Genomic DNA, 23,280 nt, shown 5'->3' with positions numbered 1-23,280 from the left:
TGGCGCTGATCCGCAGTGTCCGTGTGGTCCAGGGCGACCCCTCCAATGTGATACTCGATCAGGCGCGTCTGCTGGGCGTCGACCTGCTGGTGGTGGGCAGTCGGAGCAAGGGCGGGGAGGGCGATACGCCGATTGGCCGGACGGCGGCGCGGGTCCTGCAACTGTCGGACGTGCCGGTGTACATGGTGCCGATGCTGCAACGGCGTGCACAAACGTGACCGCGCTCCGGGAATGTGCCAAGGGCGTTAAAAGCTGCGTGCCATTACCGGGTAAAAGTGATAAAAAGTTCTAGCTTTGCCTTCCTGACCAATAATCCAGTTATATACCGTCGCTGATGCCCGTGGCGTCTTCCGGCTTTGAGGGATACATATGAAGCTTCAACAACTGCGCTACATCTGGGAAGTGGCGCACCACGACCTCAACGTTTCAGCGACGGCACAAAGCCTCTACACCTCGCAGCCAGGCATCAGCAAGCAGATCCGCCTGCTGGAAGACGAGTTGGGCGTCGAGGTCTTCGCCCGCAGCGGCAAGCACCTGACCCGCGTCACTCCGGCGGGCGAACGCATCATCACCACCGCCGGCGAGATCCTGCGCAAAGTCGAAAGCATCAAACAGATCGCCCAGGAGTTCTCCAACGAGAAAAAGGGCACGCTGTCCATCGCCACCACCCACACCCAGGCGCGTTACGCGCTGCCGCCGGTGATCAGCAATTTCATCAAGCAGTACCCGGACGTCGCGCTGCACATGCATCAGGGCTCGCCGATGCAGATCGCCGAAATGGCCGCCGACGGCACGGTCGATTTCGCCATCGCCACGGAAGCGCTGGAACTGTTCGGCGATCTGGTGATGATGCCGTGCTACACCTGGAACCGCTGCGTGGTTGTGCCCCAGGGCCACCCGCTGACCAAGGTGCCGAAGCTGACCCTGGAGATTCTTGCCGAATACCCCATCGTGACGTACGTGTTCGGTTTCACCGGCCGTTCCAAGCTGGACGAAGCGTTCAGCCACCGAGGCCTGACGCCGAAAGTGGTGTTCACCGCCGCCGACGCTGACGTCATCAAGACGTACGTGAGATTGGGGTTAGGCGTGGGTATCGTGGCGAAAATGGCCGTCGACCCAAAGCTGGACAGCGATCTGGTGGTGCTCGACGCCAGCGAACTGTTCGAAGCCAGCGTGACCAAGATCGGCTTCCGCCGTGGCACCTTCCTGCGCGGTTTCATGTGCGACTTCATCGAAAAATTCGCCCCGCACCTGACCCGCGACGTTATGGCCAAAGCCATTCAGTGCCATAACAAGCAGGAACTGGAAGAGCTGTTTGCCGGGGTTGAACTGCCGGAGCATTGATAGGCGGCGTACGCAAAACCTGTAGGAGTGAGCTTGCTCGCGATGCGTCGGGTCAGACGCTGAATGGCGCGTGCCAGACCGTCATCGCGAGCAAGCTCACTCCTACACGGTTGCGATCTGCTCTCAGGACTTTGCGATCATATTCCCGGCATGTAGCCCGCATTCCTTCTGCGTCGCTTCTTCCCACCACCAGCGGCCTTCGCGTTCGTGCTGATTCGGCAGGACAGGGCGTGTGCAGGGTTCGCAGCCGATGCTGATGAAGCCGCGCTCGTGCAGAGTGTTGAACGGCAGTTCGAGCATGCGGATGTAGTTCCATACATCGGCGCTGCTCATCTGGGCCAGCGGGTTGAATTTGTACAGCGTGCGCTCCGGGGTCGAGAACGCGCTGTCGATTTCCACCACGGCGACGTTGTTGCGCGTACTCGGGCTCTGATCCCGACGCTGGCCGGTGGCCCAGGAAGTAACGCCGGACAGCTTGCGGCGCAACGGCTCGATCTTGCGGATCCCGCAGCACTCGCCGTGGCCGTCGCGGTAGAAGCTGAACAAGCCCTTTTCCTTGACCATCGGCTCCAGCTTTTCCCGGTCCGGGCTGACAATGTCGATGTCGATTTTGTACTGCTCGCGGACCTGATCGATGAAGCGATAGGTCTCCGGGTGCAGCCGCCCGGTGTCCAGGCTGAACACCTTGACGTTCTTGTTGATTTTCCAGGCCATGTCCACCAGCACCACGTCTTCCGCGCCACTGAAGGAAATCCACAGGTCGTCGCCGAAGTGCTGAAAGGCGAATTTGAGTATGTCGGACGGGGATTTGTTGGCGAAGGTAGCGGCGATGTCGTCAACGTCGAAAGGGTGGTTCATCTGGGCGGCTTCCTGATCAGGGCTGGCGCTTAGGCGCTCGTAATGGCGCAGATGGTAACAAAAAACGTCGGGCCGTTTGCCCGAAAGCAGCTGCACGGAGACGGACACGCGGATGTGGCACCTGCGGATCTCATACCCGGCGTTGACTCCCGACGGCTGCCACCGTTGGTTGTCGCTGGCATGTTTTCAGTGGACGCACGCATCCCTCTGTAAGAGCCGGCTTGCTGGCGAACGCGTCAGGTCAGGCGGTGAGCTATTCAATGACCGACTCCTTCCGCCAGCAAGCCGGCTCCTACGGATCTGCGTGGGCTCACGCCCCATCGGCCACCCCAGACCCATAGATTCGCGCATGCGCACGATCCAGCACCGATCCCCAATCGGTTGATCACAACCCCTCAAGCGTCTGCATCAACACCCGCACTTTGGTGAAGGTCTCCTGATATTCCGCCTCCCACTGCGAATCAGCGACGATCCCGCCGCCGCCCCAACAGGCCATCTGGCCATCTGTTGCCAGCAGGCTGCGGATAGCGATTGAGCTGTCCATCTCGCCGCGCACGTCCAGGTACATCAGCGAGCCGCAATACAAGGCCCGGCGGTTGGGTTCCAGTTCGTCGATGATCTGCATCGCGCGGATCTTCGGCGCGCCGGTGATCGAGCCACCGGGAAAACTGCCGCCAATCAGGTCCAGCGCGTCCTTGCCGTCGGCCAGTTCGCCCGTCACCGCGCTGACCAAATGATGCACGTTGGGATAGCTCTCCAGGCTGAATAGCTCCGGCACGCTCACCGAACCGATCCGGCAGGTGCGGCCCAGGTCGTTGCGCAGCAGGTCGACGATCATCAGGTTCTCGGCGCGATCTTTCGCGCTCGAAAGCAGCTCCTGAGCAAACGCGGCGTCCTCATCGGCATTCCGTCCGCGCGGCCGCGTGCCTTTGATCGGCCGGGTCTCCACCTGACGCTGACTGACTTTGACGAACCGCTCCGGCGACAGGCTCAACACCGCGTCGCCTTCAGGCAAGGCCAGATACCCGGCGAACGGCGTGGGGCAGGCGACCCGCAGCGCCTGATACGCCGTCCACGGATCACCGCGGTACCGGGCGCGAAAGCGCTGAGCGAAATTGACTTGATAGCAGTCACCGGCCTGGATGTAGGCGTGAATCCGCCCGATGGCCTGCCCGTACTGCTCGGCATCGATGTCCGGCGCGAAGGGCGATGTCAGCGTGAACGATGCATCCGGCTGCGCCACCGGTTGCTCGAACAGGGCGATCAGCCGCTGGCGTTCGACCTGATCAAGGGCAGGGTGAAACACCAACTGGCTGGTGTGCTCGTGGTGATCGCTGATCAGCGCCCAGGCGTAGAGCCCCAGCCGCGCGGAGGGCAGGTGCAAGTCATCGATGGCCTGATCGGGCAGGGGTTCGAACAGGCGGCCGAAGTCGTACGCCAGATAACCGATCAATCCGCCGGCGAACGGCAGCGCGCAGTGCTCGGGCAGCTCGGCCTTACCGAGGCGGGCCAGTGATTCACGCAGGCGCTGAAGAAAGGCCGGGCCGGATTCGTCCGCAACGGGCTGCAGGGTTTCCAGCGGCCAGGCGCTGATCAGATCGAAGCGGCCACGGTCCGCCGTCGGGCGACCGCTGTCCAGCAGCACGGCGCCCGGCGCAACGCGCACGCGGGCGAAGTAACCGCTGGGGTCGGCGTGATAGGGCAATGGGTGTACAGAGCAAGTTGGCATGCGAGGCGTGGATCAGTCAGTGCGCGAGGACGGCGATTGTAGTCTTCCCCAAGGTCGAGTCCTAGGGGGAAGGCGCAGTCGCCGGCGGCTCACCGTGCAGAATTCTCTGGGCATCCTCCGGCGTCAGCGAGTAATCGAAAAAGCGCCGGTAGAAGTCCATCGTCTGTGCCGCCATGTCCGCGTCCCGGAACAAAGCAGGATGCAGCTGCTGCGCCGCCCACGCGACCTGAAGCACCACCTCGGTGCCGTACCGATCCCACGGAAAAACCCCGGCCGGATTGCGCAGGACGCGCCCCTTGCGCACGGCCTCAAGCTGGTTCAGCAGTTGCGGTTGCGCCGCCTGATCCAGTCGGCCTGCGCTGGCCGCGAGGATGACGACATCCGGCTGCCAGGCCAGCAACTGCTCAGCCGACACAATCTGCAGATTACCCTTGAGTCCCGTCGCGGCATTGCGGCCTCCGGCGAGCTTGATCCAGTCGTTGATCAGCGTGTCGGCGCCATCCACTTTCAGCGGATTGACCGACGCGATGTGCAGCACTTTCGGTCGCTGCTCCGCCGGGATAGCCGCCACTACGTGATTGACCGATGCCAGTTGCTGATCCAGAAACCCGTTGTAGGCGAGTGCCCGCGTGCGTGGCTCAGCACCGCCAAGGGCCTCGGCCGTGTTGAGCATCGAGCGTTTCAGCCCGGCGAGGTCGGTGTAGCCCATCTGCATGACCGGCAGGCCGAGCTGTCTATAGGCGATTGCCTGCCGATCACCGAGGGCGGTGAACACCAGCTCGACGTGCGCGGCGAGCAAGGTCTCGGCATTGAACGCCGTGCCCTGGATGGCCGTGGCCTGGTTCAGGGCGGGAAGGACCTTGAACATCCATGGTTGGCTTTCAGGATGGTTGACCGTCGCAACGATGCGCGAACCGGCCCCCAGCGTCATCAGCAGCACATGGTGGGCATACCAGGCGTCAGCAATGCGGGCGGGTGCTGCCGGGACCTTGACCTGTTGTCCGCCATCGTCCTGCACCTGCCTGGGTTTCAGCCGGCTGGCCTGAAGGTTCTGGCCAGCATCGCCCGGATCAGCCAAGGCGCAGCTGCTCAGGCTGACGAGCAGCACACCGCTCAGCAAGTCTCTAAGCAAATGGCCCATGCCACCCCGCCGCCTGTTCACAGATCCACCTGAATCGACGCCTGCACCATGCGCGGCGCGGCCGGTGTGGCGCTGGCTTGCCCGGCACCGGTGTAGCCGTTCAGCCCGCCGGGGACGATGTTGGTCCAGTAGTGTTCGTTGGCCAGGTTGGTGACTTCGAGGCGGTAGACCGTGTCGCGCTTCATCAACCGGGTGCTGTAGCTGGCGCCGGTGTCGAAGGTTGTGTAGCTGCCCACCCAGTGATCGTTGCTGTCGTCGGTGGGGCGGGCGCTGGCGTAACGGGCGTTCAGATTGACGGCGAGTCCTGGCACCTGATCGATGCGGTATTCGGTCAGCAGACTGGCCGTCATCCGTGATAGCCCGACGATCCGGGTGTCTTCCGTGCTGTCGTTGCCGGTGGACAGCAGCTTCGGGTCCAGCCAGGTGATGCCCCCGAACATCTTCAGATTTTGAGTCAATTCACCGTCGGCGAGGAATTCCACCCCGCGATTGCGTTGATCACCCGCCACGGCATAGACGTTATCGGGCTGGGTGTAGGCGAAGGGGCGCTTGATCTGAAACGCCGCCAGCGACAGGTTGACCCCCCGCGCGACCCATTTGCCGCCCAGCTCCCACATGCGGCTGCGATACGGCGACAGGATCGCCCCGGCGTTGCTGCTGCCGGCCGCCGCGCTGTCGCCCTGTTGCAGGCTGTCGGCGTAGGTCAGGTACAGCGTCAGGTCGTCCACCGGCTTGTACATCAGGCTGCTCGCCGTGCTGATGCCCGAGTCCCGCGATGAAGTGTGGACGCCCGCTTGAGAATAATTGTCGGCGGTCAGGCGACTCTGGCTACCGCTGAGCATCAGGCTCCATTTCGGCGTGAACGTCAGGGTGTCGCCCAGCACTAACGAGCGCTGGCGGGCGTTGGCCGAGTGATAGCGATCGGTGAAGTCGGGGAAGTCCGGCTCGTCGAAGGCGATCGGGTTGTTCAATGACGCGCTGCCCAGGGTTTTCGTGCCGCCGGCCACGGGGTTGTAGTTGTCCCAGTCAAAACCTGTGACGCCGACGGTCAAATCATGGCGAATGCCGGCGGTGTAGACGCTGCCATTGAGGTTGGCCAGGTAGCTGTTGATGGTGAAACGGCTGGCGGTCGCGCTCGCCACCGAGCTGCGGTACGTGCCTGCGTTGTTGATCAGGGTGTTGGTGACCGCGGTGGATTCTCGGTCGGCGATCTGCCGAAGCGCGCCGATGTCGAGTTTCCAGTTGCTGTCGAAATCGTGCTTGAAGTGGGCGCTGGCAGTGTCCGTGGTGTTGTTGTCGCCGGAATAATTCTGCCCGAGGTTGCTGCGGGTCGGGTCCGGCGCGTGGGGCAATGTCACGCCCGAGGCGACGGCGAACTTGCCGGGCAGGCCCTTGGACAGGTAGTCGTAGTGGCTGACGTTGGTTTCGATGACGCTGTCTTCACTGATCTGGAAATCCGTGGCGAGGCTGACCAGCTGCCTGCGCAACGTGCTGCCGGGCGCATAACTATGGCCTTGTTCGTCGGCCACGTTCAGGCGGTATTTGATCTTGCCGTCCGGGTCGAACGGGCCGCTCAGGTCGGCGGCCTTGAGCCAGGTCAGCCCGGTGCTCACGCCGACGGTGACCCGATTGCGGGTGAAATCGGTGGGTCGCTTCGACAGCAGGTTGAAGGTGCCGGCCGGATTGGCCGGGCCATACAGCGAACCCGACAGCCCGCTCAGCACTTCGACGCCGCCCAGTTGCTCGGCCGGGTAATCGGTGGTCGAGACCACGTTGAGGCCGTCCAGCCGACTGTTCTGCACCACGCTGCCCTGTAGGCCCCGGGTCTGCGGCCGGGCACCGTCGGCCTGCACGGAGGGCATGTAGCGAATGATGTCCTTGAAGCTCTTGAGCTGCTGACTGTCGATCAGGTCCGAGGACAGCACGCTGATGGAATAGGGCGTGTCCAGCAGCCTGCGCTCACCCATGGGGCCGAGGGTCGCCGACTTCTCCCGCGCCTGATCGGCAATCGACTGGTCGGCGCTGATGTCCAGCGGCGCGAGGGTCATTTCTTGCGCCAGGCTGACCTGAGCGAAGCCGCCAAACAACAGCGGCGCGAAGGCCAGGCGCGATGGGAAGGATCGGGTCATGTAAACACTCGGCAAGGAATAAAAAAGCGGTGGCCGTCGGTGTCTATCTGCTCGACGGCGACCTGGTAAAGGCGCGCCATGAGGGCGCTGTCGATGACGTCGTGAGGCGCGCCGTCGGCGATGAGTCGGCCTTCGTGCAGCACCAGCACGCGATTGGCCCAGGCAAGGGCGTGTTCAGGGCGATGGGTGCTGGACAGAACGCTGATGCCTTCGGTGGCGAGGCGCTTGAGCAATGCCAGCAGGCGCAGCTGATGGCCGTAGTCGAGCCCGGTGACCGGCTCGTCAAGAATGATGATGTTGGCGCGCTGGACCATGGCCCTGGCGATGAGCACCAGTTGACGCTCGCCCCCGGACAGCTCGGTGTACGGCCGCTCACTTAAATGAAGGATGCCCAGGTCGGTCAGGGCCTGCTGCACAGAGGTCTTGTCGTCGCAACTCGGTGCATGGCCCAGGCCCACGGTGGGCAATCGGCCCTGCCTGACGATGTGGGCGACGCTGAACGGAAAGCTCGGCACGTGGCTCTGGGGTACGTAGGCGATCTGCCGGGCGACGGCGCGGCGCTTCATCGAGCCCATCGGTTGGCCGTCGATCAGCACCTCGCCGGCGTGGGGCGTCAGCAACCCCAGCAGCAGCCTCATCAAGGTGCTTTTGCCGGCGCCGTTGGCTCCCAGCAGGGCAATGTTGTCGCCGGCTTTTATGTCCAGGCAGACATCATCGAGGATCAAACGGTCGCCGATCCGATAGCTCAGTTGGCGGGCCTGCAAGCGCTTCATAGCCAACCCTTGCGCACGCGATGCAGCACCAGCACAAAGGCGATCGCGCCGAACAGTTCGGTGATGATGCCGAGGGGGATTTCTCCCGCCGACACACTGCGAGCGATGCCGTCGGCCCCCAGCAGAAAGATCCCGCCCAGGCAGGCGCTGAGGGGCAGCAGACGCGTATTGCCGGGACCGACCATCAATCGCGCCAGGTGCGGAATCAGCAGGCCGATCCAGCCGACCATGCCCGCCAGACTCACAGTGAGTGCGCAGATCAGCGTGGTCAGCACGATCAGGCCGCCACGGATCTTCTCCACCGGCACGCCCAGGCTCAGGGCCTCGTCATCACTCAAGGAAAGCGCGTCGATGGCGCGACCGGTCAGACACAACAGCACGATGGCCGCGGCCAGAATAGGACCGATGATCCATAACGCTTGCACGTCGACGGCGCTGAGGCTGCCGAGCAGCCAATAGACGATGCTCGGCAATTGATCCACCGGATCGGCCATGTATTGGGCGATCGACAGCAGCGAGGTGAAGAGGGCGTTCGCAACAATGCCGCCGAGCACCAGCAGCAGAATCGAGGGGGACTCAAACATATGGGCAATGCCCAGACCGACCGCCACGGCGATCAGTCCGGTCAGGCACGCCACCAGCGCAATGGCCAGGGGCGGCAGGTGCCAGATGATTCCCAGCGCAGCGCCGAACGCGCAGCCGCTCAACACCCCCAGCAAGCCCGGCGACACCAGCGGGTTACGGAACACGCCCTGATACGCCGCGCCCGAGACTGAAAGCCCGGCGCCCACCAGCACGGCGGCAATGACCCGTGGCAGGCGCGCCTCGATGATCAGGCTGTGAAGCAGGTCATAGCGCTGAGCGGGCATGTCGCTGAGGCCCAGCATCGTTGCGATGAACGTGCTGAATTCGTGGATTGAAATCTGATAGCGGCCCAATAAAAGCGCGCAGGCGGCCGTCACGATCAATGCCAGCAGGCTGAGCAACAGAGGGGAATACAGCTTGGCAGGAGACATCTGTTACTCATTGTTTCGGTATGTAAAAAACTATACAGCGATGGGCGAGGGTTCTCCAGGGACGGGATGCCGCATGGGGTGAATCTTCATTTTCAATGGGGTCGGCTATGAACGGCTACACGCGATCCCGGCGAGATTTGGGATCTTCGATCTTGAACACCTGACTGCTCAACGCACGCACAGTTTGTAGCCGGCTTGCTGGCGAATCCGCCGGGTGAGGCGATATCGTCATTTCTGACTGACCGCGTTCGCCAGCAAGCCGGCTCCTACGAATTTTCATCCGCCGAAGAGCTGGACGCTGCCGATATCCCGGGTAGGAGCGCGCTTGCCCGCGAATGCGGTGGGTCAGGCACGTAGGTGTCAGGGCAGATATGTTCGCGTGCAAGCGCGCTCCTGCAGTCGATTCGGCGCTCCCCGTAGCGCGAGGCTTGAAGGCAAGTGCCGAACAGCGTGATCAACAGGCGAACGCTCAAACGTGCCCAAACAACCCCTGAGCAAACTTGACCCGCTCTTCCGGGCTTTCGTGTACGCCTTCCGCCGCCAGCTCTTCCAGCCGCTTCTCCACCGCCACGGTCCGGTGAGTCAGCCCGCAGTCATTGGCAATCTGGATGTTGAGCCCTGGCCGAGCATTCAGCTCCAGAATCAACGGCCCGCGATCCTGGTCCAGCACCATATCGACGCCGATATAACCCAGGCCGCACAGCTCGTAGCACTCTGCCGCGAGCTTCATGAAGCCGTCCCAATTCGGCAGTTGCACGCCATCCACCGCGTTGGTGGTGTCGGGGTGCTTGCTGATGATGTTGTTCAGCCAGGTGCCGCGCAACGTCAGCCCGGTCGCCAGGTCGACGCCGACACCGATGGCGCCCTGGTGCAGGTTGGCCTTGCCGCCGGACTGCCGGGTGGGCAGGCGCAGCATGGCCATCACCGGGTAACCCATCAGCACGATCACGCGGATGTCCGGAACGCCTTCGTAACTGATGCTCTTGAAAATCTGATCGGGCGTTACCCGGTATTCGATCAGCGCGCGATCACGGTGGCCGCCGAGGGAATACAGCCCGGTGAGGATGCTGGAAATCTGATGCTCGATTTCGTCGTGGCTGATGATGCGCCCGGAAATCGTGCGGAAACGCTCTTCGAAACGGTCGGCGATGACCAGGATGCCGTCGCCACCTGCGCCCTTGGCGGGCTTGATGACGAAATCGCTGCGCCCGCCGATGATCGTGTCGAGCTTGTCGATTTCTTTCTCGGTGGAAATGATCCCGTACAGCTCCGGCACGTGAATGCCCGCCGCGATGGCCCGCTCCTTGGTGATGATCTTGTCATCGACGATGGGGTACAGGCTGCGCTTGTTGTATTTGAGCACGTAGTCGGCGTTACGCCGGTTGATGCCCATGATCCCCTTGGCTTCCAGCGCCTTCCAGGTTTTCCACCAGCCGATCATTTGTGGTGTTCCCGCTCGGCGTCTTCCTTGAGGAAGGCCTTGAAGCGGACCAGTTCGGTCAGCCGATAACCGCGATAACGCCCCATCGCCAGCATGAAGCCCACCAGAATCAGCAGGATCGCCGGGAAGGTGAACACGAAGTAGATGAACTCCGGGATGCTCATGATGATGTGCGCCAGCGACGCCGCGAACAGGGTGCCGATGGCGACTTTCATCGCATGGCCGCCGCCGCGTTCTTCCCAGGTAATCGACAGGCGTTCGATGGTCATGGTCAGAATCACCATCGGGAACAGCGCCACCGACAGCCCGCGCTCCAGGCCCAGCTTGTGGCTGAACAGGCTGATGGCAGCAATCAGCACCACCACGAAGGTCAGCACCACCGACAGCCTGGGCAGCATCTGCAACTTGAGGTGTTCCAGATACGAGCGCAGGGAAAGGCCCAGCGCCGTGATAATCGTGAACAACACAATGCCAAAGCCCAGCTGGGTCTCGCGGAACGCCAGCGCGATCAGCACCGGGGTGAAGGTCCCCAGCGTCTGCAGGCCTATGAGGTTGCGCAGGATCAGGATCACCAGCACGCCGATCGGGATCATCACCATGATCATGAAGGTCTGCTGGGTTTGCAGCGGCAAGCTGTACAGCGAGTATTCGAGGAAGTCGGCGTCGGTGCTTTCATCGGTCAGCTTGGCCAGACGAATCGCGTTCATCTCGCTGTTGTTCAGGCTGAAACTCACGGTGGCCTTCTTGCCACCCTCCACGGAGATCAGGTTATCGTTGCCGGTCCACCACAGCAGCCGGTCTTGGGGCAGGCCCGCTTCGCCGGTTTCCGGATTGAAATACAGCCAGTCCTTGCCATTGAAGCTGCGCAGCCACAGTTCGGGCGACTGCGGCTGATCGGCGACCAAGCGAATCGTATGGACTTTCTCCACCGGCACATGGGCGATGGACAGCAGGGTTTCGGTGATCCGCGCCTTGTTCGCCACCGACGTATCGCCAGCCAGCAGCAGCTTGACGTTGTCGTCGCTCAGGTTGTTGACCCGCTTGATGGCTTCGCTGACGAAGGTCTCGACGTCGGCGGAATGCTGCCGGATCGGTGCAAGCAGGGCGTCCGCCGCGATTTTTTCCGGGCCTTCGACAACGATGCTGTCGCGGAAGATCGGCCCTTTGATCTTGGCTTTCTCGCCGCTGTAGCGCTTGGTCAATACCAGTCGGTAGTACAGCGTCTGATTGCCGGTGGCCCGGCGCGCGGACCAGGTGACCTTGCGGTTGCCGTCGGCGCGGTTGACGTTCACGCCATAGTTGTTGGAGATAAAGCTTTCGTTGAGGCTGATGTAATCGCGGGACAGCGGCGGCACGTACATCTGCACCTTGACCGTGTCCTTGGGGTTGGCGACGAACTCGACCTTGGCGTCGATATTCCACAGGTCGTCGGTTTCGTCTTCGGTCACCGGAATGCCGAGCACCAGTATCTGATAAGCCGTGATCGCGATGCCCAGCGTGACCAGGGTCGCGATCAGGATCTTCAGATGGAGGGTAAGAGAGCGCATGTCGTTACTCTGCGGTTTTAGCGTCGGTGACGCAGGCAGGCTTGCCTGCTGCGTATTTCAGGCTTGGATCGACCAGCGCGTCGAAGTGCTTGAGGGCCTCGGAGCCAATCAAAAGCGGGTATTGGAATGCACTGCGGTCGGTCAAGTTCACTTCTATGTTGCGCAGCGCCGCGCCCATGCAGACATCCAGGCTGATGACCGGGCGAGCGGTGTATTTCTTGTCGTCATCGGCATCAATGTCGCCCGCACGGCGCTTGATCTTGCTGACCCGGGCCAGGGGGCGTTCGATCGGGTGTTCGTGGGCGTCGTCGATGGCCAGGTAGAAACGCACCCAGGAATCGCCATTGCGCTTGAAACGCTTGATGTCGCGGGCGCTCAGGGAAGCGGTTTTGGCGCCGGTGTCCAGTTTGGCCGCGACCTGCAGGTCGATGTCGGCAAGCTCCGCATATTCGTTCAGGCCGTACACTGTTTTTTCAGCGGCCAAAGCGATCCCGGGCAGAAAAAGTCCGGGCAGAAAGAAGCCTGGCACGTAGAGGGATAAGAGGAAGAGAAGAGGGTGGCGGCTCATAAGTCCAGGCGCGATGAAAGGTGAAGGAGCTGCTTTGACGTTGAAATGGGGTTTTGGTTTGACCAAGGGTGCCGCTCCTGCGAAAGCCGCCCGCTGCCCGCGTGGGCGTTTTGAGGCGGCCGGCATTCTAGCATGAAGCTTTTGTGGCACCAGCGAAGGTAGGCGCGGATACGAGCTGTCGGACATTTCGTCAACATGTGTCGCTATTAGACGATTGTCGACAATAGTCCGTTTTGCTTTGACGGATTCAGCTTGTATCGCTAGATTTGCTGACATTCAATCAACAGGTGTCAACAATGTTGAATGCCGCAGAAATCCTGCCCGCCACTCCGGTCGATGCCGAGACGCTGTCCGAGAACGTGTTTCGCCGTATACAGGCGGCCATCGTCAAGGGCGACATCGCCCCCGGCAGCAAGATCTCCGAGCCCGAGCTGGCGCGCACCTACGGCATCAGCCGCGGGCCGTTGCGCGAGGCCATTCACCGGCTCGAAGGCCAGCGCCTGCTGGTCCGCGTGCCCCACGTCGGCGCTCGCGTGGTCTCGCTGAGCCATGCCGAACTGGTCGAGCTGTACGAAATCCGCGAATCCCTGGAAGGCATGGCCTGTCGCCTGGCCGCCGAGCGCATGACCGTTGAAGAAGTCGACGAGCTGCGCCAGGTGCTGGAAACCCACGAACGCGACAGCGCCTTTCAGGCCGGCGTCGGCTATTACCAGCAGGAAGGCGACTTCGATTTTCATTACCGGATTATCCAGGGCGCGCGCAACAGCACGCTGACCCAGATGCTCTGTGATGACCTCTACCAACTGGTGCGCATGTACCGCATTCAGTTCTCGACGACGCCCAACCGACCGCGCCAGGCGTTTGCCGAGCACCACCGTATTCTCGACGCCATCGCCGAACGTGACGGCGAGCTGGCCGAGCTGTTGATGCGCCGACACATTGCCGCGTCCAAACGCAACATTGAGCAGCACTTCCACGCTGCCACTGCCCGAGGTGAACAATGACCACAAGAACCACTCCCGGCCAACGCTTCCGTGACGCCGTTGCCAGTGAACATCCCCTGCAAGTGGTCGGCACGATCAACGCCAACCACGCGCTGCTGGCGCAACGGGCCGGCTTCAAGGCCATTTACCTGTCCGGCGGCGGTGTTGCGGCGGGTTCGCTGGGCGTGCCGGACCTCGGTATTACCAGCCTGGATGACGTGCTCACCGACGTACGCCGCATCACCGACGTCTGCGACCTGCCGCTGCTGGTGGACGTCGACACCGGCTTCGGTGCCTCGGCGTTCAACGTGGCGCGTACGGTGAAGTCGATGATCAAGTTCGGCGCGGCGGCGATGCACATCGAAGACCAGGTTGGCGCCAAGCGCTGCGGTCACCGGCCCGGCAAGGAAATTGTCTCGCAGCAGGAGATGGTCGACCGCATCAAGGCGGCGGTGGATGCGCGAACCGACGACAGTTTCGTGATCATGGCGCGCACCGATGCGCTGGCGGTGGAAGGGCTGGAATCTGCACTGGACCGTGCCGCTGCGTGCATCGAAGCGGGCGCGGACATGGTCTTCCCGGAAGCGATCACCGAGCTTGAGATGTACAAGCTGTTTGCCTCACGGGTGAAGGCGCCGATCCTGGCCAACATCACGGAATTCGGCTCGACGCCGCTGTTTACCACCGACGAGCTGAAGTCCGCTGAAGTGGCGTTGGTGCTGTATCCACTGTCGGCGTTCCGGGCAATGAACAAAGCCGCGGAAAACGTTTACACGGCGATTCGTCGCGACGGCACCCAGAAGAACGTCATCGACACCATGCAGACGCGCATGGAGTTGTACGAGCGCATCGACTACCACGCGTTCGAGCAGAAGCTCGATGCGCTCTTTGCGCAGAAGAAAGGCTGATCACGGCCCAGTGTAGGAGCGCGCTTGCCCGCGAAGGCATTTATTCAGATGACCTTGTATTTGCTGACACGACGCCTTCGCGGGCAAGCGCGCTCCTACACATAAAGCATCTTGCGTACTGGAAAGAATTGCCGATTCCCACACAACTACAAGACTGGAGACAGCAATGGCTGAAGCAAAAGTATTGAGCGGCGCAGGCCTGCGGGGCCAGGTGGCCGGGCAGACCGCGTTGTCCACCGTCGGCCAGGCCGGCGCCGGATTGACCTACCGCGGCTACGACGTGCGTGAACTCGCCGCCGACGCCCGATTCGAAGAAGTCGCGTACCTGCTGCTGTATGGCGAACTGCCAACCCAGGCGCAACTCGACGGCTACCTGAAGAAACTCCAGGGCCTGCGTGATTTGCCCCAGGCGCTGAAAGAAGTGCTGGAGCGCATTCCCGCCGACACCCACCCCATGGACGTCATGCGCACCGGCTGCTCGATGCTCGGCAATCTCGAGCCCGAAGCCAGCTTCGCCCAGCAGCTCGACTCCACCGACCGGCTGCTGGCCGCGTTCCCGGCGATCATGTGCTACTGGTACCGCTTCAGCCACGAAGGCAAGCGCATCGACTGCGTTACCGACGAGGTGTCCATCGCCGGGCACTTCCTGAAACTGCTGCTGGACAAGGCGCCGATCGAACTGCACCGCAAGGTCATGGACGTCTCGCTGATTCTCTACGCCGAGCACGAGTTCAACGCCTCTACTTTCACCGCCCGGGTCTGTGCATCGACCCTGTCCGACCTGTTTTCCTGCATCACGGCGGCCATCGGCACCCTGCGCGGGCCTTTGCATGGCGGCGCCAATGAAGCGGCGATGGAGATGATCCAGAAATTCGCCTCCGCCGAAGAAGCGACGAAGGGCACGTTGGCGATGCTCGAACGCAAGGACAAGATCATGGGCTTCGGTCACGCGATCTATAAGGACAACGACCCGCGCAACGAGGTGATCAAGGGCTGGTCGAAAAAGCTCGCGGAGGAGGTGGGCGACACGGTGCTGTTCCCGGTCTCCGAAGCCATCGACAAGACCATGTGGGAGCAGAAGAAGCTGTTCCCCAACGCCGACTTCTATCACGCCTCGGCGTACCACTTCATGGGCATCCCGACCCAGCTGTTCACCCCGATCTTCGTCTGCTCGCGCCTGACCGGCTGGGCCGCCCACGTGTTCGAACAGCGTGCCAACAATCGCATCATCCGACCGAGCGCCGAATACATCGGCGTCGAACAGCGCAGGTTCGTGCCCATCGAACAGCGCTGATGGGGAAAGGAGAGTTCCACGGGGCTCTCCACCCGTAACTTTTCCGTGATCGAGTCCTGACGATGAACACTGAATACCGCAAATCGCTGCCCGGCACTTCGCTGGATTACTTCGACGCCCGCGCGGCAGTCGATGGGATCAAACCCGGCGCCTATGCCACGCTGCCGTACACCTCCCGCGTGCTCGCCGAAAACCTGGTGCGACGTTGCCATCCGACGACGCTGACGGCCTCGCTCACGCAATTGATCGAACGCAAGCGTGATCTCGATTTCCCGTGGTTTCCGGCCCGCGTGGTCTGCCACGACATCCTTGGCCAGACCGCGCTGGTGGACCTGGCCGGCTTGCGCGATGCCATCGCCGACATGGGCGGCGACCCCGCCCAGGTCAACCCGGTGGTGCCCGTGCAGTTGATCGTCGACCACTCGCTGGCCGTCGAATGCGGGGGTTACGACCCGGATGCCTTCAGCAAAAACCGCGCGATTGAAGACCGGCGCAACGAAGATCGCTTTCACTTCATCAACTGGACCAAGCAGGCGTTCAAGAACGTCGAAGTGATCCCGCCGGGCAACGGCATCATGCATCAGATCAATCTGGAGCGGATGTCGCCGGTGATCCAGACGCTGAACGGCGTCGCCTTCCCGGACACGCTGGTCGGCACCGACAGCCACACGCCTCACGTCGATGCGCTGGGCGTGATCGCCATCGGCGTCGGCGGCCTGGAAGCCGAGAACGTCATGCTCGGCCGCGCCTCGTGGATGCGCCTGCCGGACATCATTGGCGTCGAACTGTCGGGCCGTCCGCAGCCGGGCATTACCGCCACCGACGTGGTGCTGGCGCTCACCGAATACCTTCGTCAGCAAAAGGTCGTCGGCGCGTACCTGGAGTTCTACGGCGAGGGCGCCCGCGCGCTGACCCTCGGCGACCGCGCAACCATCTCCAATATGGCCCCTGAATACGGCGCGACCGCGGCCATGTTCAGCATCGATCAACAGACCATCGATTACCTCAGGCTGACCGGACGCGAAGACCAGCAAGTGCAGTTGGTCGAAACCTTCGCCCGCCACACCGGGCTCTGGGCTGACAGCCTGGTCACCGCCGAATACGAGCGCGTGCTGCATTTCGACCTGTCCAGCGTGGTGCGCAACATGGCCGGGCCGTCCAACCCACACGCACGCGTAGCCACCGCTGATCTGGCCGCCAAAGGCATCGCGGCGGCCTGGGAAGAGACTCCGGGCGAAATGCCGGACGGCGCGGTGATCATCGCTGCCATCACCAGTTGCACCAACACCAGCAACCCGCGCAACGTCATTGCCGCAGGTTTGCTTGCGCGCAACGCCAATCGCCTGGGCCTGACGCGCAAACCGTGGGTCAAATCGTCCCTGGCGCCCGGCTCGAAAACCGTCGCGCTGTACCTCGACGAAGCGGGTCTGACCACTGAGCTGGAGCAACTGGGTTTCGGCATCGTCGCGTTCGCCTGCACCACCTGCAACGGCATGTCCGGCGCGCTGGACCCCGTGATCCAGCAGGAAATCATCGACCGCGACCTTTACGCCACGGCGGTGTTGTCGGGCAACCGCAACTTCGACGGACGCATTCATCCTTACGCCAAGCAGGCGTTTCTCGCCTCGCCACCGCTGGTGGTGGCCTACGCCATCGCCGGAACGATCCGCTTCGACATCGAGAAAGACGTGCTGGGCCCCGGCCCCAATGGCGAAGAAATCCGCTTGAAAGACCTCTGGCCAAGCGACGCCGAGATTGATCAAGTGGTGAAGGCCTCGGTCAAGCCGGAGCAGTTCCGTCAGGTGTACATCCCGATGTTCGCCATCCACGAAGACACCGGCCCGAAAGTCGCGCCGCTGTACGACTGGCGCCCGATGAGCACCTACATTCGCCGCCCGCCCTACTGGGAAGGCGCCCTGGCCGGCGAGCGAACCCTGCGCGGCATGCGTCCGCTGGCGGTGCTGCCGGACAACATCACCACCGATCACTTGTCGCCGTCCAACGCGATCATGCTCGACAGTGCCGCCGGCGAATACCTGGACAAAATGGGCCTGCCGGAGGAGGACTTCAACTCCTACGCCACCCACCGCGGTGATCACCTGACGGCCCAGCGCGCCACGTTCGCCAACCCCAAACTGTTCAATGAAATGGTGGTGGAGAACGGCAAGGTCAAGCAGGGTTCCTACGCGCGCATCGAGCCGGAAGGCCAGGTCACGCGGATGTGGGAGGCCATCGAAACCTACATGGCGCGCAAGCAGCCACTGATCATCATTGCCGGTGCCGATTACGGCCAGGGTTCGTCCCGGGACTGGGCCGCCAAGGGCGTGCGCCTGGCGGGTGTCGAGGTCATCGTCGCCGAAGGCTTCGAACGCATCCACCGCACCAATCTGGTGGGCATGGGCGTGCTGCCGCTGGAATTCAAACCGGGCACCAATCGCCTGACGTTGGCCATCGATGGCAGTGAAACCTACGACGTGATTGGCCCGCGTACGCCGGGCGCGACGCTGACCCTGATCATCCAGCGCAAGAACGGCGAGCGCGTAGAGGTGCCGGTGACCTGCCGCCTCGACACGGGTGAAGAGGTGTTGATCTACGAAGCCGGGGGCGTGCTGCAACGCTTCGCCCAGGACTTCCTCGAATCTTCGGCCGTCGCCTGAGCCGCCGCGCGCTCTGCTCTTTATATTGGAAAGAATAAGAAGGAACAGTTCATGGCTTTCACAGCACAGATCAAGATTCCCGCGACGTACATGCGCGGTGGCACCAGCAAGGGCGTGTTTTTCCTCCGGGACGATCTGCCCGAAGCCGCGCAAACCCCCGGCGCGGCCCGTGACGCCTTGCTGCTGCGGGTGATTGGCAGCCCCGACCCGTACGCCAAGCAGATCGATGGCATGGGCGGCGCAACGTCGAGCACCAGCAAAACGGTGATCCTGTCAAAGAGCGAGAAAGCCGATCACGACGTCGATTACCTGTTTGGCCAGGTCGCTATCGATAAGCCTTTCGTCGACTGGAGCGGCAATTGCGGCAACCTGTCGGCCGCGGTCGGCCCGTTCGCCATCAGCAACGGTCTGGTTGACCCGGCGCGCATCCCCCGTAACGGCGTGGCGGTGGTGCGCATCTGGCAGGCCAACATCGGCAAAACCATCATCGCCCATGTGCCGATCACCGACGGGGCGGTTCAGGAAACCGGCGATTTCGAGCTCGACGGCGTGACCTTTCCGGCGGCCGAAGTGCAGCTGGAATTCATGGACCCGGCGGCGGACGAGGAGGGCGCAGGGGGGTCGATGTTCCCCACCGGCAATCTCGTGGACGAGCTTGAAGTGCCGGGCGTCGGTACGTTCAAGGCGACGATGATCAATGCCGGCATCCCGACGATCTTCGTCAACGCCCGCGACATCGGCTACTCCGGCAGCGAATTGCAGGACGCAATCAACAGCGACCCGAAGGCCCTGAGCATGTTCGAAACGATCCGGGTCTACGGCGCCGTGCGCATGGGGCTGATCGGCACTGTCGAGGAGGCAGCAACGCGTCAGCACACGCCCAAGGTCGCCTTCGTGGCGCCGCCTGCGGAATACCTGTCTTCCAGCGGCAAGCGCGTCAAAACCGAAGACACCGACCTGTTGGTGCGCGCGATGTCCATGGGCAAACTGCATCACGCGATGATGGGCACCGCGGCAGTGGCCATCGGCACATCGGCGGCGATTCCGGGGACGCTGGTCAACCTGGCGGCGGGCGGTGGCGAGCGCAGTGCCGTGCGCTTCGGCCACCCCTCCGGGACCTTACGTGTCGGCGCTGAAGCCGTGTTGGTCGACGGTGAATGGCAGGTCAAAAAAGCCATCATGAGCCGCAGTGCGCGGGTATTGATGGAAGGCTGGGTGCGCGTGCCGGGCTGAAAACTCGGTTTCATAGAGCGCCGAAATCCGTAGGAGCCAGCTTGCTGGCGAACCGGCTACTCAGCTACTTCAACGATGATGGGCCACCGCTTTAGTGCGGTCGCGGTGAGTCAGGCATTGAAAATGGGGTGTGAAGCCCCGGTTCGCCAGCAAGCCGGCTCCTACGGTTTTGAGGCTGCGCGATTATTTGAACCGCCGCTCCACCCCTTTCTCCACCAGCACCTTCGCCGAGATTTCCTCGACCGAAAAATGCGTGGAATTGATGTGCGGGATGTTTTCGCGGCGGAACAGGCCCTCGACTTCGCGCACTTCGAACTCGCACTGGGCGTAGCTGGCGTAACGGCTGTTGGGCTTGCGTTCGTGGCGGATCGCAGTAAGACGGTCGGGGTCGATGGTCAGGCCGAACAGCTTGTCCCGGTGCAGCTTCAGCGCAGCGGGCAACTGCAGGCGCTCCATGTCGTCTTCGGTCAGCGGATAATTGGCCGCGCGGATACCGAACTGCATGGCCATGTACAGGCAGGTCGGGGTTTTGCCGCAGCGCGACACACCCACCAGAATGATGTCGGCCTTGTCGTAGTAATGGGTTCTGGCGCCGTCATCGTTGTCCAGCGCAAAGTTCACCGCCTCGATTCGCTCCATGTAATTGGAGTTGTGCCCGATGGAATGGGATTTCCCCACCGAGTAGGAAGAGTGTGAACTAAGCTCCAGCTCCAGCGGGGCGAGAAAGGTCGAGAAGATGTCGATCATGAAGCCGTCGGAGGTCGCGAGGATCTCGCGGATGTCCTGATTGACGATGGTATCGAAGATGATCGGGCGCGCTTCGTCCTTCTCGGCGGCCTTGTTGATTTGCTGCACCATGGCCCGCGCCTTCTCGACGCTGTCGATATAGGGGCGCGTGAACTTGTTGAATGTAATGTTTTCAAATTGCGCTAGCAGGCTCTGGCCAAGGGTTTCGGCAGTAATGCCGGTGCCATCGGAGATGAAAAAAGCGGATCGTTTCATTTGCGCCCCGGGGCCTTAAGCTGATGGCCATTTGTGGATATGATAGGCCGGCTTGCAGGCCATGGCTGGCCGCAGTCTACCCGTTTTCAATCGCCGCGATTCCCGCACCAAAGCGTTTCCAACAATAACCGGTTAGTGGAGAGATCACCTTGGTAGAGTACGTAGTTTCCCTCGATAAGCTCGGCAAACATGATGTTGAGCACGTAGGGGGCAAGAACGCATCCCTCGGCGAGATGATCAGCAACCTGGCGGGCGCAGGCGTGTCCGTTCCCGGTGGCTTTGCCACTACCGCTCAGGCCTACCGTGATTTTCTTGAGCAGAGTGGGCTGAATGATCAGATCCATCAGGCTCTCGATGCGCTGGATGTCGACGACGTCAACGAGCTGGCCAGAACCGGCGCGAAGATCCGTCAGTGGATCATGGAGGCTGAATTTCCCGAGAAGCTCAACGCCGAAATCCGCACCGCCTTCGCCGAGCTCTCCGCGGGCAACCCGGACATCGCTGTGGCCGTGCGCTCTTCCGCCACCGCAGAAGACTTGCCCGACGCCTCCTTTGCCGGCCAGCAGGAAACCTTCCTGAACATCCGTGGCGTCGAAAACGTGATCCGCGCGGCGAAAGAAGTCTTCGCTTCGCTATTCAACGACCGCGCCATTTCCTACCGCGTGCACCAGGGCTTTGACCACAAGCTGGTGGCGCTGTCCGCTGGCGTGCAGCGCATGGTGCGTTCTGAAACCGGCACCGCAGGCGTCATGTTCACCCTGGACACCGAATCCGGTTTCCGTGATGTGGTCTTCATCACCGGCGCCTACGGCCTGGGCGAGACCGTCGTACAGGGCGCGGTCAACCCGGACGAGTTCTACGTTCACAAAAACACCCTTGAAGCCGGTCGCCCGGCGATCCTGCGCCGCAACCTCGGCAGCAAGGCGATCAAGATGATCTACGGCGAGGAAGCCAAGGCCGGCAAATCGGTCAAGACCATCGACGTCGATCTGGCCGACCGCGCGCGTTTCTGCCTCAGCGACGAGGAAGTCAGCAACCTGGCACGCCAGGCGATGATCATCGAAAAGCACTACCAGTGCCCGATGGACATCGAGTGGGCCAAAGACGGCGACGACGGCAAGCTGTACATCGTGCAGGCGCGTCCCGAGACCGTGAAAAGCCGTACCTCGGCTAACGTCATGGAGCGTTACCTGCTCAAAGAGAAGGGCACCGTTCTGGTGGAAGGCCGCGCTATCGGCCAGCGCATCGGCGCCGGCAAAGTGCGGATCATCAAAGACGTGTCCGAGATGGACAAGGTCCAGCCCGGCGACGTGCTGGTCTCCGACATGACCGATCCGGACTGGGAACCGGTCATGAAGCGCGCCAGCGCCATCGTCACCAATCGCGGCGGGCGCACCTGCCACGCAGCGATCATCGCTCGCGAGCTGGGCATTCCGGCGGTAGTGGGATGCGGCAACGCCACCGAGCTGTTGCAGGAAGGTCAGGGCGTCACCGTGTCCTGCGCCGAGGGCGACACCGGTTACATCTTCGAGGGCGAGCTGGGCTTCGACATCAAGCAGAACTCCGTCGACGCCATGCCTGACCTGCCGTTCAAGATCATGATGAACGTCGGCAACCCCGATCGCGCCTTTGATTTCGCCCAGCTGCCCAACGCCGGTATCGGCCTGGCGCGTCTGGAATTCATCATCAACCGCATGATCGGCGTGCACCCCAAGGCGCTGCTGAACTACGCCAACCTGCCCCAGGACATCAAGGAAAGCGTCGACAAGCGCATCGCCGGTTACAACGACCCGGTCGGGTTCTACGTCGAGAAGCTGGTCGAAGGCATCAGCACCCTGGCGGCGGCGTTCTCGCCGAAGAAAGTCATCGTGCGGCTGTCGGATTTCAAGTCCAACGAATACGCCAACCTCATCGGCGGCAAGCTGTACGAGCCAGAGGAAGAAAACCCGATGCTGGGCTTCCGTGGCGCGTCGCGTTACATCAGTGAAAACTTCCGCGACTGCTTCGAGCTCGAATGCCGCGCCCTCAAGCGCGTGCGCAACGAGATGGGCCTGACCAACGTCGAGATCATGGTGCCGTTCGTCCGCACCCTGGGCGAAGCGAGCCAGGTCATCGACTTGCTCGCCGAAAACGGTCTGGCCCGTGGCGAGAACGGTCTGCGCGTCATCATGATGTGCGAACTGCCGTCCAACGCCCTGATGGCCGATGAATTCCTCGAATTCTTCGACGGTTTCTCCATAGGCTCCAACGACCTTACCCAGCTGACCCTGGGCCTGGACCGTGACTCCGGGATCATCGCCCACCTGTTCGACGAGCGTAACCCTGCGGTCAAGAAGCTGCTGTCCTACGCCATTCAGGCCTGCAACAAGGCCGGCAAGTACATCGGCATCTGCGGCCAGGGCCCGTCCGATCACCCGGATCTGGCGCGCTGGTTGATGGAGCAGGGGATCGAAAGCGTTTCCCTCAATCCTGATTCGGTACTGGAGACCTGGTTCTTCCTGTCCGAAGAGGACGCTCCAACCTGATGCAGATCGAGTAAGATGCCGGCCCGTTTCCATGGGCCGGTTTCCCTAAAGGGCGGTTTTTAACGAATCCGCCCTTTTTTGTGGGTGATTTTCAGCGCGCTGGCAGCGTCAACCTGCTGTCCCGCCTAACTG

18 protein-coding genes are annotated in these 23,280 nt (G+C 62.2%); 8 read left to right on the top strand and 10 right to left on the bottom strand.

Going from position 1 to position 23,280, the window contains the following annotated elements; all coding sequences use genetic code 11:
* Positions 1 to 218, top strand: a 218-nt coding sequence (locus tag ACQKEN_RS08625; RefSeq protein ID WP_427685101.1) for a universal stress protein, incomplete at its 5' end; no start/stop codon positions are given.
* Positions 219 to 369: 151 nt separating this feature from the next.
* On the top strand, positions 370 to 1,344 hold the full coding sequence (gene cysB, locus ACQKEN_RS08620; RefSeq protein WP_122534560.1) for an HTH-type transcriptional regulator CysB: 975 nt from the start codon (positions 370 to 372) through the stop codon (positions 1,342 to 1,344).
* Between the two features lie 123 nt (positions 1,345 to 1,467).
* On the opposite strand, the gene ACQKEN_RS08615 is transcribed toward cysB, so the two are convergent.
* The 9 genes from ACQKEN_RS08615 to ACQKEN_RS08575 all read right to left on the bottom strand — a co-directional run bounded on the left by ACQKEN_RS08615 (position 1,468) and on the right by ACQKEN_RS08575 (position 12,546).
* Positions 1,468 to 2,202 carry a phosphoadenylyl-sulfate reductase gene (locus tag ACQKEN_RS08615; RefSeq protein ID WP_346628921.1) on the bottom strand — a complete coding sequence of 245 codons (735 nt, stop codon included), beginning with the start codon at positions 2,200 to 2,202 and terminating at the stop codon, positions 1,468 to 1,470.
* A gap of 385 nt (positions 2,203 to 2,587) precedes the next feature.
* Positions 2,588 to 3,931 (bottom strand): aminodeoxychorismate synthase component I, encoded by a 1,344-nt coding sequence (gene pabB, locus ACQKEN_RS08610; protein WP_427685100.1) that lies wholly within the window; start codon positions 3,929 to 3,931, stop codon positions 2,588 to 2,590.
* Between the two features lie 61 nt (positions 3,932 to 3,992).
* Positions 3,993 to 5,072, bottom strand: coding sequence for an ABC transporter substrate-binding protein (locus tag ACQKEN_RS08605; RefSeq protein ID WP_427685098.1), 1,080 nt, complete (start codon positions 5,070 to 5,072; stop codon positions 3,993 to 3,995).
* A 17-nt stretch (positions 5,073 to 5,089) separates the two neighbouring features.
* Entirely contained in the window at positions 5,090 to 7,201 is a 2,112-nt protein-coding gene (locus tag ACQKEN_RS08600) for a TonB-dependent receptor (RefSeq protein WP_427685096.1), read from the bottom strand.
* Positions 7,198 to 7,974, bottom strand: a complete 777-nt coding sequence (locus tag ACQKEN_RS08595; protein WP_427685094.1) for an ABC transporter ATP-binding protein — start codon at positions 7,972 to 7,974, stop codon at positions 7,198 to 7,200. The genes ACQKEN_RS08600 and ACQKEN_RS08595 overlap by 4 nt, the downstream gene beginning before the upstream one ends.
* Positions 7,971 to 8,990 (bottom strand): FecCD family ABC transporter permease, encoded by a 1,020-nt coding sequence (locus ACQKEN_RS08590; RefSeq protein ID WP_427685092.1) that lies wholly within the window; start codon positions 8,988 to 8,990, stop codon positions 7,971 to 7,973. Before ACQKEN_RS08590 ends, ACQKEN_RS08595 begins: the two co-directional genes overlap by 4 nt.
* A 469-nt stretch (positions 8,991 to 9,459) precedes the next feature.
* Positions 9,460 to 10,428, bottom strand: coding sequence for an alpha-L-glutamate ligase-like protein (locus tag ACQKEN_RS08585; protein WP_427685111.1), 969 nt, complete (start codon positions 10,426 to 10,428; stop codon positions 9,460 to 9,462).
* On the bottom strand, positions 10,428 to 11,978 hold the full coding sequence (locus ACQKEN_RS08580; protein ID WP_427685090.1) for an inactive transglutaminase family protein: 1,551 nt from the start codon (positions 11,976 to 11,978) through the stop codon (positions 10,428 to 10,430). Before ACQKEN_RS08580 ends, ACQKEN_RS08585 begins: the two co-directional genes overlap by 1 nt.
* Positions 11,979 to 11,982: 4 nt before the next feature.
* Positions 11,983 to 12,546, bottom strand: a complete 564-nt coding sequence (locus tag ACQKEN_RS08575; RefSeq protein ID WP_427685110.1) for an ATP-dependent zinc protease family protein — start codon at positions 12,544 to 12,546, stop codon at positions 11,983 to 11,985.
* 296 nt (positions 12,547 to 12,842) lie between these two features.
* Here ACQKEN_RS08575 and ACQKEN_RS08570 point away from each other — a divergent pair, with 296 nt between their 5' ends.
* From ACQKEN_RS08570 to prpF, 5 genes are all read left to right on the top strand, one after another.
* Positions 12,843 to 13,550, top strand: coding sequence for a GntR family transcriptional regulator (locus tag ACQKEN_RS08570; RefSeq protein WP_427685088.1), 708 nt, complete (start codon positions 12,843 to 12,845; stop codon positions 13,548 to 13,550).
* The gene (prpB, locus tag ACQKEN_RS08565) at positions 13,547 to 14,437 is read left to right on the top strand and encodes a methylisocitrate lyase (RefSeq protein WP_427685086.1); all 891 of its coding nucleotides are present in this window, start codon (positions 13,547 to 13,549) and stop codon (positions 14,435 to 14,437) included. The genes ACQKEN_RS08570 and prpB overlap by 4 nt, the downstream gene beginning before the upstream one ends.
* Before the next feature lie 166 nt (positions 14,438 to 14,603).
* Positions 14,604 to 15,731 carry a bifunctional 2-methylcitrate synthase/citrate synthase gene (gene prpC, locus ACQKEN_RS08560; RefSeq protein ID WP_427685085.1) on the top strand — a complete coding sequence of 376 codons (1,128 nt, stop codon included), beginning with the start codon at positions 14,604 to 14,606 and terminating at the stop codon, positions 15,729 to 15,731.
* Positions 15,732 to 15,793: 62 nt separating this feature from the next.
* Complete coding sequence (gene acnD, locus ACQKEN_RS08555; protein WP_427685084.1) at positions 15,794 to 18,388, top strand: Fe/S-dependent 2-methylisocitrate dehydratase AcnD; 2,595 nt, start codon at positions 15,794 to 15,796, stop codon at positions 18,386 to 18,388.
* A gap of 51 nt (positions 18,389 to 18,439) precedes the next feature.
* A complete protein-coding gene (gene prpF / locus ACQKEN_RS08550) occupies positions 18,440 to 19,621 on the top strand; it encodes a 2-methylaconitate cis-trans isomerase PrpF (protein WP_427685082.1) in 1,182 nt (393 codons plus the stop codon).
* Positions 19,622 to 19,804: 183 nt separating this feature from the next.
* Here the strand turns inward: prpF and ppsR are convergent, their stop codons facing one another.
* Positions 19,805 to 20,623: a posphoenolpyruvate synthetase regulatory kinase/phosphorylase PpsR gene (gene ppsR, locus ACQKEN_RS08545; RefSeq protein WP_074887131.1), complete on the bottom strand. Its 819-nt coding sequence runs from the start codon at positions 20,621 to 20,623 to the stop codon at positions 19,805 to 19,807.
* Between the two features lie 149 nt (positions 20,624 to 20,772).
* On the opposite strand from ppsR, the gene ppsA reads away from it, so the two are divergent.
* Complete coding sequence (gene ppsA / locus ACQKEN_RS08540; protein WP_427685081.1) at positions 20,773 to 23,148, top strand: phosphoenolpyruvate synthase; 2,376 nt, start codon at positions 20,773 to 20,775, stop codon at positions 23,146 to 23,148.
* Positions 23,149 to 23,280 lie beyond the last annotated feature (132 nt).

It is taken from the genome of Pseudomonas sp. NPDC078416 (assembly GCF_050268485.1).
In the GTDB taxonomy this organism is placed as follows: domain Bacteria; phylum Pseudomonadota; class Gammaproteobacteria; order Pseudomonadales; family Pseudomonadaceae; genus Aquipseudomonas.
Note: the sequence above shows the minus strand (reverse complement) of the source record. Positions and strands in the feature narration are given on the sequence as shown.

Excerpts from the sequence above, each read along its gene's own strand:
- cysB (WP_122534560.1), top strand. The coding sequence starts at position 370 with ATGAAGCTTCAACAACTGCGCTACATCTGGGAAGTGGCGCACCACGAC.
- ACQKEN_RS08615 (WP_346628921.1), bottom strand. The coding sequence starts at position 2,202 with ATGAACCACCCTTTCGACGTTGACGACATCGCCGCTACCTTCGCCAAC.
- pabB (WP_427685100.1), bottom strand. The coding sequence starts at position 3,931 with ATGCCAACTTGCTCTGTACACCCATTGCCCTATCACGCCGACCCCAGC.
- ACQKEN_RS08605 (WP_427685098.1), bottom strand. The coding sequence starts at position 5,072 with ATGGGCCATTTGCTTAGAGACTTGCTGAGCGGTGTGCTGCTCGTCAGC.
- ACQKEN_RS08600 (WP_427685096.1), bottom strand. The coding sequence starts at position 7,201 with ATGACCCGATCCTTCCCATCGCGCCTGGCCTTCGCGCCGCTGTTGTTT.
- ACQKEN_RS08595 (WP_427685094.1), bottom strand. The coding sequence starts at position 7,974 with ATGAAGCGCTTGCAGGCCCGCCAACTGAGCTATCGGATCGGCGACCGT.
- ACQKEN_RS08590 (WP_427685092.1), bottom strand. The coding sequence starts at position 8,990 with ATGTCTCCTGCCAAGCTGTATTCCCCTCTGTTGCTCAGCCTGCTGGCA.
- ACQKEN_RS08580 (WP_427685090.1), bottom strand. The coding sequence starts at position 11,978 with ATGCGCTCTCTTACCCTCCATCTGAAGATCCTGATCGCGACCCTGGTC.
- ACQKEN_RS08575 (WP_427685110.1), bottom strand. The coding sequence starts at position 12,546 with ATGAGCCGCCACCCTCTTCTCTTCCTCTTATCCCTCTACGTGCCAGGC.
- ACQKEN_RS08570 (WP_427685088.1), top strand. The coding sequence starts at position 12,843 with ATGTTGAATGCCGCAGAAATCCTGCCCGCCACTCCGGTCGATGCCGAG.
- prpB (WP_427685086.1), top strand. The coding sequence starts at position 13,547 with ATGACCACAAGAACCACTCCCGGCCAACGCTTCCGTGACGCCGTTGCC.
- prpC (WP_427685085.1), top strand. The coding sequence starts at position 14,604 with ATGGCTGAAGCAAAAGTATTGAGCGGCGCAGGCCTGCGGGGCCAGGTG.
- acnD (WP_427685084.1), top strand. The coding sequence starts at position 15,794 with ATGAACACTGAATACCGCAAATCGCTGCCCGGCACTTCGCTGGATTAC.
- prpF (WP_427685082.1), top strand. The coding sequence starts at position 18,440 with ATGGCTTTCACAGCACAGATCAAGATTCCCGCGACGTACATGCGCGGT.
- ppsR (WP_074887131.1), bottom strand. The coding sequence starts at position 20,623 with ATGAAACGATCCGCTTTTTTCATCTCCGATGGCACCGGCATTACTGCC.